Genomic DNA, 14,581 nt, shown 5'->3' with positions numbered 1-14,581 from the left:
CCACCTCAAGGGTACGGCAAGATAATGCTGGCCCTCAATCCGCTAGCGTGGCGGCGACTGTCCTCCAACTGAATTCGCCCATGCATATGCACCAGCGTGGCATTAACGATGGATAACCCCAACCCGGCACCGATCTGGCCACTGCCTTCAATGCGGTAAAACGCGTCCAGCACCCGTTGGCGATTTTCGATGGCAATGCCAGGGCCGTTGTCCTCAACGGTAACTATCGCCTCACCACTTTCAATACAGACCTGCAAGTCGACGACCCCGCCAGGCGGGGTATAACGTATTGCATTTTCTACCAGGTTTCTCACCACGGTAAAAAAATCGGCCTCGTTAAGCGTCAAATTAACCTCTGTCGGTTGCCATACCCCGAGATCGATACTCTTGGCCTCGGCCAACGGCAACATATCTTCGATCACACAGCGAAACAGGGCCTGTAGCGAAACCCGCGTCATCGGACCTTGACTATTCTGCTGCACCCGTGCCAATGACAGGAGCTGTTCCAGCAGGTGTCTGGTGCGTTTTATGCCCTGCAACATCCGCCTCATGCGCTGCTGCGCAATTTCCGGCATATCTGTCGTACCCAGCCGTTCTGCCTGTAAGGAGAGCGCCGTCAGCGGAGAACGCAGTTCATGGGCAGCATCGGCGACAAAACGGCGTTGAGCTTCCACACCCCCTGCCACCTTGCCAAACAAACGGTTAATGGCAGCAACAAAGGGCGCGATTTCACTGGGAAGCTCATTGACCGCTAACGGTGTCAAATCCTGTTCGCCCCGCAGTTCCAAATCGCGGGCAAGACGACCGATCGGCTGCATGCTTTTTTTGATCAAATCGGCCACAACCAGCAGCAAAATCGGAATTAAAACCAACAAGGGAATTAGCGTTCGCCAGGCGCTCTCCAGGGCAATTTCATCACGTTCTGAGGTGCGCTGTGCTACCGCCACCTGCAGGTCCAGCGAGAGTGGGCGTACCAGTATCCGAAACGATACGTCGCCAATCAGCAATGTCTGAAAACCGGTTTTTAACGGCACGTTCGCTAAAAAAGACGTCGATGAGGGATCCACTATCGCTGGGATTAACTGCACTATCACCGCAGCTTCATCGTCACTCTGTGCCGCCGTATCATGCTGTTGCAGGCCGGAAAGCTTATCGTTGCGGATCAGTCCGGCAATTTGCGTCAGCGTGGTATCTTGCAGTTCGTGAGCTTCCTCAAAGGAGGCATAAAAAGAAAAACAGCCGGCAGCCAAAGCAACGACGATAATCGCGATGCTTAGACCCAGAGAAAGTTTGAGCTGCAGGGAATCCCTTAGCCGTTTTTTGCCACCATCCATCCCACGCCCCTGATGTTTTTTATCACCTCACCGCCCAGTTTTTTACGCAGTGCATGGATGAGATATTCCACCGCGTTGCTTTCCACCTCATCTCCCCAGCCATAGATTCGCTCCTCAAGCTCACTGCGCGAAAGTATGCTGCCGGGCCGCAACATCAGTGCCTGCAGCAGAGCAAACTCGCGGTTTGATAAGTTACAACGTAACCCGTTGTTGATCAGGCAAGCCTCATGTGACGCGGGATCCAGCCAAAGCAGGCCATTGGTGAGCACCGGCGCGGCATTACCGTCTTTGCGCCGCAGGACGGCACGCATACGCGCCAGCAGTTCCGAGATATCGAAAGGTTTGAGCAGATAGTCATCGGCACCACTGTCCAGGCCTGTTAACCGATCCTCCAGTGCATCTCTGGCGGTAATAATCAGCACCGGCAGCCTGTCGCCTTTGGCTCGTAACGCCGTCAGCACGCTAAAACCGTTCCGATCCGGCAGGCCAAGATCCAGTAACAGCACATCGTAGTGCTGGCAGGCCAATGAAGTGAGCGCGGCCTGCCCGCCTTTAACCCAGTCAACGGCATAGGCGGCATCTTTCAACGCATCCTGAATGGCTTCGCCGATCATCTCATCGTCTTCAACCAGTAACACCCTCATGCCGCCTCCCGTGTACCCATCATGCTAAAGTTAATACTGTAGACGCTTTTGCATCAGCGTCAGGTAAGTGACCAGGCTTATAATCGCCGCCAAGAACAGACCACTGGTGCCAGCGGCCCCCAACCCCAGACCGCCATTGCCGACCGGTTGTGACAGCAAATCGCCACAGGAGGCACCCAACGGCCGGGTCAACACGTAGGCGATCCAAAAACACAACACGCTGTTGGCTTTGAACAGGTAATGTGCGGCGGCGGTGACAGCAATCAGTGCACCGAACAGCAACGTCGAGTAGCCATACCCCAGCTGTAATCCCTCGGCGACCCAATCCCCTGCAGCCGTACCCAGGGCGAAGGTAAACAGGATTGCCGCCCAGTAAAACAGTTCTCGTTTAGGTGTATCAATGGCGTGAATCGACAGCGTACGCTCGGCGTTGTACCAAATCATAAAGGTGGTAACCAACATCACGCTGAACAAGGCGGTGGAATAAGCCAGTGAAACGCCAAAGTGATCGGTCAGGTTATCGGTGATCAAGGTACCGAATACGCTGATGAGTACCACCGCAATCCAATACAGCACCGGGACATAACGTCTGGCACGAATTTGGAAAAACAACGCCACCAATAACAATCCGCCGGTGATCAGCGACGTATTGGTCAAACCAAAGCCGAGATCCATATTGAGGTAATCCGCCGCGGTTTCCCCTACCGTGGTGGACATCATTTTGATCAGCCAGAAAAACAGTGTGACTTCCGGCACTTTGTTTAGCCAATTAATGGCGGGTCTTTCAGTAGGTAAGGTCATAGCTAACACCTGTTATTGAGAAACACAGGAGTCAGTATCACAGCCAATACTTAGCGCTGACTTAGGGGCCAGGTTTTTTCCATCGTCCAACCCATTCATACGTTATGAAGGGGGCGTTCCCGTTTAAATATATTAAATACTGATGGAAATCAGGTATCAGGGCAGATTATTCAGGCTGAAACTTAATTTTTCCTTAGGGTGAGATAATTAGTGAGCGAAATCTAAAAATAAATTAATACGAATCGTTTTCACTATCATTATTAATGTTCTTATATACAATCAGGGCAGCCCGACGCCCGTCAGGCCTTGTTGACTGTACTTCTCTGCACTCCCTCAATAAAAAGGATGACTGTATGAAGCTGCGTTTTTCTTCTCTCGGCCCGATTGCCCTGTTGGCGTCGTCCATGATGCTGGCGTTGTCGGCCAATGCGGCATCCCAGGATGAAGGCATTGTTATTTATAACGCCCAGCACGAAAACCTGGTGAAATCCTGGGTGGACGGCTTTACCAAAGACACCGGCATTAAAGTGACCCTGCGTAACGGCGGCGACAGCGAGTTGGGCAACCAACTGGTGCAGGAAGGCAGCGCGTCCCCTGCCGACGTGTTTCTGACGGAAAACTCCCCGGCGATGGTGTTGGTGGATAACGCCAAACTGTTTGCCCCGCTGGATGCCGCCACGCTGGCGCAGGTTGAACCGCAATACCGTCCGCAGCACGGCCGCTGGATCGGCATTGCCGCCCGTTCAACGGTGTTCGTCTACAACCCGGCGAAACTGACCGAAGCGCAGTTGCCCAAGTCGCTGCTGGATCTGGCCAAGCCAGAATGGAAAGGCCGCTGGGCTGCCTCGCCTTCCGGTGCAGATTTCCAGGCGATCGTCAGCGCTTTGCTGGAGCTGAAAGGCGAAAAAGCCACGCTGGAATGGCTGAAAGCGATGAAAACCAACTTCACCGCCTATAAAGGCAACAGCACCGTGATGAAAGCGGTCAATGCCGGTCAAATCGACAGCGGCGTTATCTACCACTATTATCCGTTCGTCGACGGTGCCAAGACCGGCGAAAACAGTAAAAACATCAAACTTTATTACTTCAAACACCAGGATCCGGGCGCTTTCGTCAGCATCTCCGGCGGTGGCGTACTGGCCTCCAGCAAGCACCAGCAGCAGGCACAGGCGTTCGTTAAGTGGATCACCGGTAAAAACGGTCAGGAGATCCTGCGCACCAACAACGCCTTCGAATATGCGGTTGGCGTCAACGCGGCTTCTAACCCGAAACTGGTTCCGCTGAAAGAGCTGGATGCGCCAAAAGTTGACGCTTCCGCGCTGAATGGCAAAAAAGTGGTCGAATTGATGACCGAAGCCGGGTTGATGTAAGCCGGTTGATCAGTACAGAGAGCTTTTAACCCTATGTCCAATATCGGTTTCAACGCCGCAGGTACGGCACCACGCTATGCTTCGGCCCGCCGCCATCAACGGCCCGGGCTGTTTATCGTCGCGGCCGCCATTTTATTTTCCCTGTTGGCGTTGTTGCCGTTGGGTTTTGTCATTAGCGTGGCGTTTGAAACCGGTTGGCCAACGGTGAAAGCGCTGGTATTCCGCCCTCGGGTGGCCGAACTGCTGTTGAATACCCTGCTGTTGGTGGTGTTCACATTGCCGATTTGCGCCATTCTGGGGGTGACGCTGGCCTGGCTGACTGAACGTACTTCGCTACCTGGCCGTCGCATTTGGTCACTGCTGGCGACCGCGCCGCTGGCCGTTCCGGCGTTCGTGCAAAGCTACGCCTGGATCAGCCTGGTGCCCTCAATGCATGGGCTCGGTGCCGGAGTCTTTATTTCAGTCATCGCCTACTTCCCGTTTATTTACCTGCCGGCCGCTGCGGTATTACGCCGGTTGGATCCCGGTATTGAAGACGTTGCCACTTCGCTCGGCACGCGACCGCTGGCGGTATTTTTCCGCGTGGTGTTGCCGCAGCTCAAATTGGCGATTTGGGGTGGTTCGCTACTGATCGCACTGCATTTGCTGGCTGAGTACGGCCTGTATGCGATGATCCGCTTTGATACCTTCACCACCGCCATTTTCGATCAGTTCCAGTCCACCTTTAACGGCCCGGCGGCCAATATGCTGGCCGGGGTACTGGTGCTGTGCTGTCTGGGGTTACTGATGCTGGAGGCCGCCAGCCGCGGTCGGGCGCGTTATGCCCGCGTCGGTTCCGGCAGTGCGCGCAGTCAAACGGCCTATCGCCTTGGCCCCCTCGCTACCCTGTTCGGCCTGCTGCTGCCCCTGATTCTCACCGCCTTGGCGCTGGGCGTGCCCTTTATTACGCTGGCCCGCTGGCTGACCCTGGGCGGGCTCGAAGTATGGCGCAACGCCGAACTGCTGCCAGCATTGCTGCAAACACTGTCACTGGCCGCCAGCGGTGCGTTGTTGATCACCCTGTGCGCCATCCCGATGGCCTGGCTGTCGGTACGCTACCCGGCCCGACTGTATCGGGTACTGGAAGGCTGCAATTACGTCACCAGTTCGCTGCCCGGCATTGTGGTGGCGCTGGCGCTGGTGACCATCACCATTCACAGCTTCCGGCCTATTTATCAGACTGAAATCACCCTGCTGCTGGCCTATTTGCTGATGTTTATGCCACGCGCCCTGATCAACCTGCGCGCCGGTATTGCTCAGGCCCCGGTAGAGCTGGAAAATGTGGCCCGCAGCCTTGGTCGTTCACCGGCACAGGCGCTGTGGAGCACCACCCTGCGTCTGGCCGCACCGGGTGCCGCCGCAGGTGCGGCACTGGTGTTTTTGGCCATTTCCAATGAGCTGACCGCGACGCTGCTGCTGGCCCCCAACGGCACCCGTACGTTGGCTACCGGCTTCTGGGCGTTGACCAGCGAAATTGACTATGTGGCGGCCGCGCCCTATGCCCTGATTATGGTGGCATTGTCTCTGCCACTGACCTGGCTTCTTTATTCTCAATCCAAACGTACGGCGGGACTATGAGCACGCTTGAACTGCAAGGCATCGGTAAATCCTATAACTCGGTCAAGGTGCTGGAGCATGTTGACTTGCAAGTCCAACAGGGCAGCCGCACCGCGATTGTCGGCCCTTCCGGCTCGGGAAAAACCACTCTGCTGCGTATCATTGCCGGTTTTGAAATACCGGACAGCGGCCAGGTGATGCTGCAGGGCCAGCCGATGGCCAACGGCAACGGCTGGGTACCGGCACACCTGCGTGGTATAGGCTTTGTACCGCAGGACGGTGCGTTATTCCCGCACTTTACCGTGGCCGGCAATATCGGTTTCGGCCTGAAAGGCAGCAAGCGTGACAAGCAACTGCGTATTGATGCGCTGATGGCAATGGTGTCGCTGGATCGTCGTCTGGGGGCATTGTGGCCACACGAGCTTTCCGGGGGGCAGCAACAGCGGGTGGCCCTGGCTCGCGCCCTGTCTCAGCAGCCCAAGCTGATGTTACTGGACGAACCCTTCTCCGCGCTGGATACCGGCCTGCGCGCCGCGACCCGCAAAGCCGTGGCGGAGTTGCTGGCCGAAGCCAAAGTCGCCTCGATTCTGGTGACCCACGATCAGACCGAAGCCCTGTCGTTTGCCGATCAGGTAGCAGTGATGCGCAATGGTCGATTGGCGCAGGTTGGACCGCCGCAGGATCTCTATCTGCGCCCGGTGGACGAGCCGACCGCCACCTTTTTAGGTGAAACGCTGGTGCTTTCCGCCGAGCTTGAGCAAGGCTGGGCCGATTGCGTGCTCGGGCGAATTGCCGTGGACGATCATCAGCGCCGTGGCCCTGCCCGCATCATGCTGCGTCCGGAGCAGATCCAAATCAGCCAGTGCGAAGCACAGCAGCAGAGCCAGGCGATGGTGACCAGCATCGATTTTGCCGGTTTTGTCTCCACCTTAAACCTGCGCATGACCGGCAGTGATACCGCAATCGAGATTAAAACCGTCAGCCGCGAAGGTATTCGCGCCGGTTCTCACGTCAGTCTGAATATCATCGGCCAGGCGCATATCTTTGCCGAGTAATACAGCAAGGGGCACTTTGGTGCCCCAGCTATTCAGGCCAGTTGGCCAAAGCCGACTTTATTAGCCGTCTGCTTCCCCGCCGTTCAGAAAGATAAAACCTATCGCAGCCATCGAATACTAAAACCCCCTTCATCAACTACGATTAGTCTGTGACCGGTGTAATCATTCGCCCGTCCGGAGATAACCCACAGAGGATTATCATAATTATTCATACTGTTTGAGCCGCTGTTCTTTAATGCGGCTAAGAAAGGTTAATTATGGCACGTACTACCCCCCTCGAACGCTACCGCAATATCGGCATCTCGGCGCACATTGATGCCGGCAAAACCACCACCACCGAGCGGATTCTGTTTTACACCGGGGTCAGTCACAAGCTGGGCGAAGTGCACGACGGTGCCGCCACCATGGACTGGATGGCACAGGAGCAGGAACGTGGGATTACCATTACCTCGGCGGCGACCACCTGTTTCTGGAACGGCATGCAGCATAATTATCCGCAGCATCGCATCAATATTATCGACACCCCGGGGCACGTGGACTTCACCATTGAGGTCGAGCGTTCCATGCGCGTCCTGGACGGTGCGGTGATGGTTTATGACTCGGTGGGCGGTGTACAGCCACAGTCAGAAACCGTCTGGCGACAGGCCAATAAATACAAGGTGCCGCGGCTGGCGTTCGTCAACAAAATGGACCGCGTTGGCGCTGACTTTTTCCGCGTGCGCAAAATGATGATCGAACGCCTGAAAGCCAACCCGGTACCGATCGTCATCCCGATAGGTGCCGAAGACCATTTCACCGGCGTGGTGGATTTAGTGCGTATGAAAGCCATCCTGTGGGACGAGGCGTCCCAGGGTATGAGCTTCAGCTTTGAAGAGATCCCCGCCGAGCTGCGCGATTCCGCACAGGAATGGCGAGACAAAATGATCGAAGCCGCCGCCGAAGGCTCGGAAGAGTTGATGGACAAATACCTCAATCAGGTGCCGTTGAGCGAAGAAGAGATCGTCCGTGGTCTACGCCTGCGTACCGTGGCCGGTGAAATCCAGCCAATGCTGTGCGGCTCGGCTTTTCGTAACAAAGGCGTGCAGCGCATGCTGGATGCGGTAATCGAACTGATGCCCTCACCGCTCGACGTTCCGCCAATGGAAGGCCATGACCAGCACGACAATATCGTTATCCGCCGTGCCGCCGATGATGAAAAATTCTCGGCGCTGGCGTTCAAACTGATGACCGACCCCTTCGTCGGCCAGCTAACCTTTGTGCGGGTCTATTCCGGCGTGCTAACCAAAGGCAGCAGCGTCTACAACCCGGTAAAAGACAAGAAAGAGCGCATCGGCCGCATTGTGCAAATGCACGCTAACGATCGCAAGGATGTCGAGGAACTGCACGCCGGTGATATCGCCGCCTGCGTGGGGCTAAAAGACGTCACCACCGGCGATACGTTATGTGATCCGGCTGCCATCATCACGTTGGAAAAAATGGTCTTCCCGGAACCAGTGATCGCACAGGCCATCGAGCCGAAAACCAAAGCCGACCAGGAGAAAATGGGCATTGCGCTGCAGCGTCTCACCTCCGAAGATCCGTCGTTCCGCGTGCGCACCGATGAGGATTCCGGCCAGACCATTATTTACGGCATGGGCGAATTGCACCTGGAGATCATCGTCGACCGCATGCGCCGCGAGTTTGGTGTGGAAACCACCACCGGCAAACCTCAGGTGTCTTACCGCGAGACTATCCGCAAGCGCGTTACCGATGTGGAAGGCAAGTTTGTGCGCCAGTCTGGCGGTAAAGGCCAGTACGGCCACGTGGTGTTGACGGTTGAACCGAATGAACCGGGTAAAGGCTTCGAGTTTTTAGATGAGATCAAGGGCGGCGTGATCCCGGGCGAGTTTATCCCGGCGGTGAAAAAAGGCCTGCTGGAGGCGCTGAGTAATGGCGTACTGGCCGGTTATCAGGTGGTAGATGTCAAGGTACACCTGACCTTCGGCTCTTACCACGACGTCGACTCTTCGGAACAGGCCTTCCGCATGGCGGCGATCTTCGGCTTCAAAGAAGCCTGCCGCCAGGCCGATCCGGCGATCCTCGAGCCAATCATGTCCGTAGAGGTAGAAACGCCCGAAGACTACGCAGGTAGCGTGATGGGCGACCTGTCTTCACGACGCGGTATGGTACAGGGGATGGAGGATATCCCGGGCGGTGGCGGCAAAGAAATTCACGCCAAGGTACCGCTGTCCGAGATGTTCGGCTATTCCACCACCCTGCGCTCAATGTCGCAGGGGCGTGCTACCTACACCATGGAATTCAGCCACTACGCCGAAGCGCCGCGCAACGTGGCTGAAGAGATCATTCACCACAGTAAAAAATAACCTCATCGCCTGCCGCCCACAGCGGCAGGCTTCACTCTTTCGCGGCCAGAGACACCACCACCGGCTGCGGCTTAATCCGCATCGCGTACACCACCCCGATAATCAGGCAGGCAATACCGCCCAGCGTCAACAGCGGCGGCCAGGCCTGACGCAGCATAAAGGTGTAAGCCAGCCCCGCCAGAATTTCGAAGACAATCAGCGGCCCCACCAACACCGTCGGCAAACGCTGGCTCGCCTCATTCCAGCACAGCGCACCTATCCAGGAACACAGCATGCCGATAGCGATCATCAAGGGCACAAACACCTCCGGCCTTGGCCCAAATGGCAGCGCAAACGCCGGCTGGGTGAGCGCCAGTTGGCCGCAGACCAACAGATAACCAACCAGTGCCAGCGGCAAGGTGACCAGGCCCTGCGCGGTCGCCCAGGTGGCAGGCCTTTGGTTAGGGTTTTCCCGCAGCCAACGGGCATTGCGTAGGGGGAACCAGGTCCAGCATGCCACGGCGACCAGCGCCAACCCCAGCCCGCTGGTATAACGCCAGACGTCAACCGGTGCGCTATTGCCCTGCAGTTCGGCAACGTTAACCAGCGCCAGTCCACAGGCGATTAATATCAGCGCCGGCGTCAGTTTGCGCCAGGAAAGGCGTCCGTCGTGCCGGCTGTAAAACAGGTTGGCGGTCACCGAGATCACCACCGGCAACGTGCCGATAATCATGGTGGATACCGGTGCCCCGGTGCGCTGAATGGCGCTGGCCAGGCACAGGTAATACAGCAGGTTACCGATCGCCGTCAGCTTCAGTGCCTCCCGCCAGTCGTTACGCCGTAACTTTTTCAGTCGCTGACGATCCAGCCACGCCAACGGCAAAGCGATTAAGCCAAAAGCCAGGTAGCGGCCGGTGGACTGTAACGCCGCCGGATATTCCGGGATCAGCACCGGGCCAACAAAAATCAAGCCCCACATCAACCCCGCAGACAGGGCAAATAACACGCCAGCAAACATAGTGACTCCATCAGAACCCGTGAATAAAACCTGGGGTCAGGCTAGCCGACTTTGGCGAAGGAATATTGTAGCAGGTTGCTGTTTTAGCGGGCCGTGACCTGTTTTTGGTAACGCACTGGCGTGACACCGTAACGGTTAGCGAAAGCCCGCGTCAAATGAGCCTGATCGGTTAGCCCCGCCGCCACCGCCACTTGCGCCGCGGGCATACCGCGCCCCAGCATCTGTTTGGCCTGTGACAGACGGATCGCCATCAGCATCTGTTGAGGGGAGACATGGTATTCGGCTTTGAATTTACGTTGGAAATGATAGGGGCTGAGGGAAACCAGTGCCGCCAACTGATCCAACGTAATGACGGTGGCGAAGTTATCCTGCAGATAGCTTTTGACGATATCAAAACGGTGCGTGGCTTCCGCCTTCAGCGGTCGGGCGGCCTGAATATGCGGGCGGAAAATGGCCACCACCTGCAGTAACAGGTGGTCAATGGTCAGTGCGTCATCGGCTTGCCACAGTGCCGCCAGCGTGGTTGATAATTGCTGTGCCGCCAGTGGATCCTGGCGTACCGCATCGGTGAACCAGAACCCCTGCTCGCCGGACAACCGCTCCAGCGTGGCCGGCTCCAGATATAGCATACGGTAATTCCAGCCCCCGGCGGTTTCTGCCTCGCCGGTATGCAGCTCATCCGGATTCATCAGCACCAGTGAACCCGGTGCCGCCCGATGTTGCGCCCCACGATAGCGAAAACGCTCAGCGCCAAAATCGACGGTACCTATGGCAAAGGCATCATGAGTGTGCGGTTCAAAGGCATAACGCTCAATATGGGCGTGATAAAGCTCTACGCCCGGCACCTGTGATAATTGCCGGAACTGCGCGCTGTCTTTTTCAAAGGGAAACTGCTGTGGAACACCCTGCACCCGTACCACCCTGCCTCAATGCCGCTCGTGGCTGTATGATAGTCAAAGCGGCGAGGTTTGAGTAGTGGCGCACGCGGTGCTCTGGACGCTGCTGCTCATTGCGCGTAGGGTATTTTATCCAGCGTCTGGTGCCTGCAAGTCAGCGCCGACCTGTTGATTATCCCACCACAGAGTGGGAAACCGTCTTTAACCCCCCTGAAAGTAAGAGGCAACAATGTATCCAGATACTCAACTCTATATCGACGGACAATGGCGCAACGCAGTTGCCGGCAAAACCACGCCGGTCACCAACCCCGCTACCGATGAGATGATTGGCAGCGTGGCACACGCCACCAGCGCCGATCTCGATCTGGCGCTGGCTGCGACCGAACGCGGTTTTAAAGTCTGGCGTGAAACCTCCGCTTACCAGCGGGCAAACCTGATGCGTAAGGCCGCTGCACTGTTTCGTGAGCGGGCGGAGCAAATCGCCACGATCATGAGCCAGGAACAGGGCAAACCGGTGGCGCAGGCCAAGGTCGAAATTCTTAACTCGGCAGACGTAATAGACTGGTTTGCCGGTGAAGCCAGCCGCACCTACGGCCAGATCATCCCGTCCCGCAGCCGGGACGTTCAGCAACAAACCCTGAAACTGCCGGTGGGGCCGGTTGCCGCATTTACCCCGTGGAACTTCCCGATTAACCAGATCGTGCGCAAGCTGTCCGCCGCGTTGGCCGCGGGTTGCTCAATCATCATCAAAGGGCCGGAAGAAACCCCGGCCTCACCGGCGGAGCTGATCAGAGCCTTTGCCGACGCGGGCGTTCCCGCTGGCGTGATCGCGCTGGTGTACGGTACCCCGGCGGAAATTTCAGAATACCTGATCCCGCATCCGACCATTCGCAAGATCTCGTTCACCGGCTCAACCCGCGTCGGCAAGCATCTGGCGGCACTGGCCGGTCAGCATATGAAAAAAGCCACCATGGAGCTGGGCGGTCACGCGCCGGTATTGATTTTTGACGATGCCGACCTCGATGCGGCCGCCAAAGAGTTGGCACTGGCCAAGTTCCGTAACGCCGGGCAGGTGTGCATTGCCCCGACCCGTTTCCTGATCCAGCAAGGCGTTTATGAAGCCTTTGTCGAGAAATTCACCGCCGCGGTGCGTGAAATCAAAATGGGTAACGGTTTGCAGGAAGGCGTGACCATGGGACCCATGGTGCTGCAACGCAGCGTGGACGCCATTGAGGTCTTCGTGAAGGATGCTATCGCCGAGGGCGCCAAAGCCACTACCGGCGGCAAGCGCGTGGCCGGCCCCGGCAATTTCTTTGAGCCGACGGTGTTACGCGACGTGCCGCTGAGTGCCCGGGCAATGTCGGAAGAACCCTTTGGCCCGGTCGCCCTGCTGCGTCCGTTCGCGACCTACGAGGAAGCCATTGCCGAGGCCAATCGCCTGCCTTACGGTCTGGCGGCCTATGCCTACAGCCGCAGTATCGCTACGGTAACGGCATTGGGGCGTGATGTGGAAAGCGGCATGCTGAGCATCAACCATATCGGTTTCGGCCTGCCGGAAACGCCGTTTGGCGGGGTGAAAGACTCCGGTCACGGTACCGAAGGCGGCAGCGAAGCGATTGAATCCTATCTGGAAACCCGCTTTGTCACCGTCGCCGGTCGATAATTAACACAGGCAACGACCAATGCCCCGTTCTATACGGGGCATTTTTTTCAACCAACCTTATCGAATAACACTCGCGCTGCCGGGGTTAAGCCCAGCATATGAATGCAGGCATGCACCATGCCTGGTAACCGCTCACAACGTACCGCTACCCCATCCTCCCGCAGCCGCTGCGCATAATGCTCAGCCTCATCGCGTAACGGATCGTACTCGCAGCTAAGAATGGTCGCCGGAGGCAGCCGCCGCAACGTCGCGGCATGCAAGGGTTCCGCATAAGAGGCGGACTTCTCAGCCCCTTCAACCAGATAATGGCCCCAACAAAACTCCATTACTTCTTTCGTCAAGAAGTAACCCTGCGCGTACGTTTTGTAGCTGACCGTATCCATCGCACGGCTTAACGCCGGATACAGCAATAGCTGATGCTCAATAGACGGGCCACCCCGGTCACGGGCCAACAGCGCAACGGCGGCCGCCAGATTGCCCCCGGCGCTGTCACCGCCAATTGCCATCCGCGAGGCATCGATCCCCCACTTATCGGCCCGTTCAACCACTCCGCACAGCGCCTGATACACATCCTCCAACGGCCGTGGATAAGGGTGCTCCGGTGCCAGTCGGTAATCGACCGACAGGATCAGCCGCCCGCTAGCGTTAGCCAGCGCCTGACAAGGTCGGTCATACAAGGCCAGCGACCCCAAGCACCAGCCGCCGCCGTGGGCGTATAGCATCGCAGGCATCGGTTCATCCGCTGCCGCACCCAGGGGCATATAGGCGCGAATGGCGATCTCATGGCCGTCATTGGCGGTCACCTGCCCATCCCTGACACCGCCGCTGGCTTCACCCTCGCCCTGCAATGCCAACAACCCGGCCTCTGTGGCGGCGCGCATCTCCGCCAGGGATGACGGTGCTGCGGCCCCCGCCGTTTGTGCCAGAAAACGGGCAATCTGTGGATCAAGCGACATCACTGACTCTCCAGCAAGAAAGGCACCACCAGGGCGATAAATGCCTCATGGCACTCTTCGGTAATGAAATGACCGCAGTCGGCGACCGTCTCACCGCGCAGATTAACGGCGTTATCCCGTAAGGTGACAAATGGCGCATCACCGGTTGCATGTTCCGCACCAATGGTCATCACCGGCATGTTGAGCGGGTTTTCGGCACGGCGCTGGTTTTGCCGGATGGTTTCCGGAATGGCGCGGTAGTAGTCAAATCCGGCCCGCAGGCTGCCCGGTGCCGAATAGGCAGCGATGTAAGTTTCCGCCGCCACCCTGTCACGCCGGTAGGACCAGCGGTTAAAGATATAGCTGAGATACTCCCTCTCACGCCCTAACGTCAACGCCTCCGGCAGGTCTGCCAGTTGGTTGAACATGAAGTGCCACAAGAAAATATTTTGCTCCGCCGGCACAAAAATCGGCGGTGCCGGGGCCAACCCCGGGATCACCGCTTCCGTCAGTACCAGTCCCGTTACCGCCTGCGGAAAATCGCTCGCCATCGCATAACCGATCCACATGCCAATATCATGACCAACCAGTTGATAACGCGGATGACCCAGTTGCAGCATGGTCTGGTGTAACGTGGCGGCCACGCTGCCGGTGTCATAACCGCCGCAAGGCTTGTCGGAATCGCCAATGCCCGGCGGATCCACGGCTATAGCCTTAAAGCCTGCCGCCGCCAGCGCCTGCATCACATGCCGCCAGGTGTACCAGGTTTGCGGCCAGCCGGGGATCAGCAATACCGGCTGTCCCTCGCCAAGCGTCACACAGTGAATACGGTTGCCATTTACTCGCACATAGACGTGTTCGGGTTCAGGTCCATTCAGCATGGGCCCGTTATTTTGCAGTGTCATTGGTGTTCTCCGTGGTGAAATA

At 57.4% G+C, this 14,581-nt stretch carries 12 protein-coding genes; 5 read left to right on the top strand and 7 right to left on the bottom strand.

Features of this window, described 5'->3' with window-relative positions; genetic code table 11:
* Positions 1 to 5: 5 nt before the first annotated feature.
* From OC597_RS04140 to OC597_RS04130, 3 genes are read right to left on the bottom strand one after another with little or no spacing between them, the layout of a single operon-like run.
* Positions 6 to 1,334, bottom strand: a complete 1,329-nt coding sequence (locus OC597_RS04140; protein WP_262207654.1) for an ATP-binding protein — start codon at positions 1,332 to 1,334, stop codon at positions 6 to 8.
* A complete protein-coding gene (locus OC597_RS04135; RefSeq protein WP_262207652.1) occupies positions 1,310 to 1,978 on the bottom strand; it encodes a response regulator in 669 nt (222 codons plus the stop codon). The genes OC597_RS04140 and OC597_RS04135 overlap by 25 nt, the downstream gene beginning before the upstream one ends.
* A gap of 30 nt (positions 1,979 to 2,008) precedes the next feature.
* A complete protein-coding gene (locus OC597_RS04130; RefSeq protein ID WP_261253915.1) occupies positions 2,009 to 2,779 on the bottom strand; it encodes a COG4705 family protein in 771 nt (256 codons plus the stop codon).
* Between the two features lie 353 nt (positions 2,780 to 3,132).
* Between OC597_RS04130 and OC597_RS04125 the strand changes: the two genes are divergently transcribed.
* The 4 genes from OC597_RS04125 (at position 3,133) to fusA (ending at position 9,163) form a co-directional block, all read left to right on the top strand.
* The gene (locus OC597_RS04125) at positions 3,133 to 4,149 is read left to right on the top strand and encodes an iron ABC transporter substrate-binding protein (protein WP_085116906.1); all 1,017 of its coding nucleotides are present in this window, start codon (positions 3,133 to 3,135) and stop codon (positions 4,147 to 4,149) included.
* A 33-nt stretch (positions 4,150 to 4,182) separates the two neighbouring features.
* Positions 4,183 to 5,766: an ABC transporter permease gene (locus tag OC597_RS04120; protein ID WP_261253912.1), complete on the top strand. Its 1,584-nt coding sequence runs from the start codon at positions 4,183 to 4,185 to the stop codon at positions 5,764 to 5,766.
* Complete coding sequence (locus OC597_RS04115; protein WP_262207648.1) at positions 5,763 to 6,800, top strand: ABC transporter ATP-binding protein; 1,038 nt, start codon at positions 5,763 to 5,765, stop codon at positions 6,798 to 6,800. Before OC597_RS04120 ends, OC597_RS04115 begins: the two co-directional genes overlap by 4 nt.
* A 257-nt stretch (positions 6,801 to 7,057) precedes the next feature.
* Complete coding sequence (gene fusA, locus OC597_RS04110; protein ID WP_262207646.1) at positions 7,058 to 9,163, top strand: elongation factor G; 2,106 nt, start codon at positions 7,058 to 7,060, stop codon at positions 9,161 to 9,163.
* 31 nt (positions 9,164 to 9,194) lie between these two features.
* Here the strand turns inward: fusA and OC597_RS04105 are convergent, their stop codons facing one another.
* On the bottom strand, positions 9,195 to 10,160 hold the full coding sequence (locus OC597_RS04105) for a DMT family transporter (protein ID WP_262207644.1): 966 nt from the start codon (positions 10,158 to 10,160) through the stop codon (positions 9,195 to 9,197).
* 83 nt (positions 10,161 to 10,243) lie between these two features.
* Complete coding sequence (locus tag OC597_RS04100; RefSeq protein ID WP_261423982.1) at positions 10,244 to 11,071, bottom strand: AraC family transcriptional regulator; 828 nt, start codon at positions 11,069 to 11,071, stop codon at positions 10,244 to 10,246.
* 214 nt (positions 11,072 to 11,285) lie between these two features.
* Between OC597_RS04100 and OC597_RS04095 the strand changes: the two genes are divergently transcribed.
* Positions 11,286 to 12,719, top strand: a complete 1,434-nt coding sequence (locus OC597_RS04095) for an NAD-dependent succinate-semialdehyde dehydrogenase (RefSeq protein ID WP_262207643.1) — start codon at positions 11,286 to 11,288, stop codon at positions 12,717 to 12,719.
* Between the two features lie 47 nt (positions 12,720 to 12,766).
* On the opposite strand, the gene OC597_RS04090 is transcribed toward OC597_RS04095, so the two are convergent.
* Entirely contained in the window at positions 12,767 to 13,675 is a 909-nt protein-coding gene (locus OC597_RS04090; protein ID WP_261284694.1) for an alpha/beta hydrolase, read from the bottom strand.
* Positions 13,675 to 14,559: an alpha/beta fold hydrolase gene (locus tag OC597_RS04085; protein WP_261284695.1), complete on the bottom strand. Its 885-nt coding sequence runs from the start codon at positions 14,557 to 14,559 to the stop codon at positions 13,675 to 13,677. Before OC597_RS04085 ends, OC597_RS04090 begins: the two co-directional genes overlap by 1 nt.
* Positions 14,560 to 14,581: the final 22 nt, after the last annotated feature.

Origin of the sequence: Serratia proteamaculans, assembly GCF_946227095.1 — a bacterium.
GTDB lineage: Bacteria > Pseudomonadota > Gammaproteobacteria > Enterobacterales > Enterobacteriaceae > Serratia > Serratia proteamaculans_E.
Note: the sequence above shows the minus strand (reverse complement) of the source record. Positions and strands in the feature narration are given on the sequence as shown.

Excerpts from the sequence above, each read along its gene's own strand:
- OC597_RS04140 (WP_262207654.1), bottom strand. The coding sequence starts at position 1,334 with ATGGATGGTGGCAAAAAACGGCTAAGGGATTCCCTGCAGCTCAAACTT.
- OC597_RS04135 (WP_262207652.1), bottom strand. The coding sequence starts at position 1,978 with ATGAGGGTGTTACTGGTTGAAGACGATGAGATGATCGGCGAAGCCATT.
- OC597_RS04130 (WP_261253915.1), bottom strand. The coding sequence starts at position 2,779 with ATGACCTTACCTACTGAAAGACCCGCCATTAATTGGCTAAACAAAGTG.
- OC597_RS04125 (WP_085116906.1), top strand. The coding sequence starts at position 3,133 with ATGAAGCTGCGTTTTTCTTCTCTCGGCCCGATTGCCCTGTTGGCGTCG.
- OC597_RS04120 (WP_261253912.1), top strand. The coding sequence starts at position 4,183 with ATGTCCAATATCGGTTTCAACGCCGCAGGTACGGCACCACGCTATGCT.
- OC597_RS04115 (WP_262207648.1), top strand. The coding sequence starts at position 5,763 with ATGAGCACGCTTGAACTGCAAGGCATCGGTAAATCCTATAACTCGGTC.
- fusA (WP_262207646.1), top strand. The coding sequence starts at position 7,058 with ATGGCACGTACTACCCCCCTCGAACGCTACCGCAATATCGGCATCTCG.
- OC597_RS04105 (WP_262207644.1), bottom strand. The coding sequence starts at position 10,160 with ATGTTTGCTGGCGTGTTATTTGCCCTGTCTGCGGGGTTGATGTGGGGC.
- OC597_RS04095 (WP_262207643.1), top strand. The coding sequence starts at position 11,286 with ATGTATCCAGATACTCAACTCTATATCGACGGACAATGGCGCAACGCA.
- OC597_RS04090 (WP_261284694.1), bottom strand. The coding sequence starts at position 13,675 with ATGTCGCTTGATCCACAGATTGCCCGTTTTCTGGCACAAACGGCGGGG.
- OC597_RS04085 (WP_261284695.1), bottom strand. The coding sequence starts at position 14,559 with ATGACACTGCAAAATAACGGGCCCATGCTGAATGGACCTGAACCCGAA.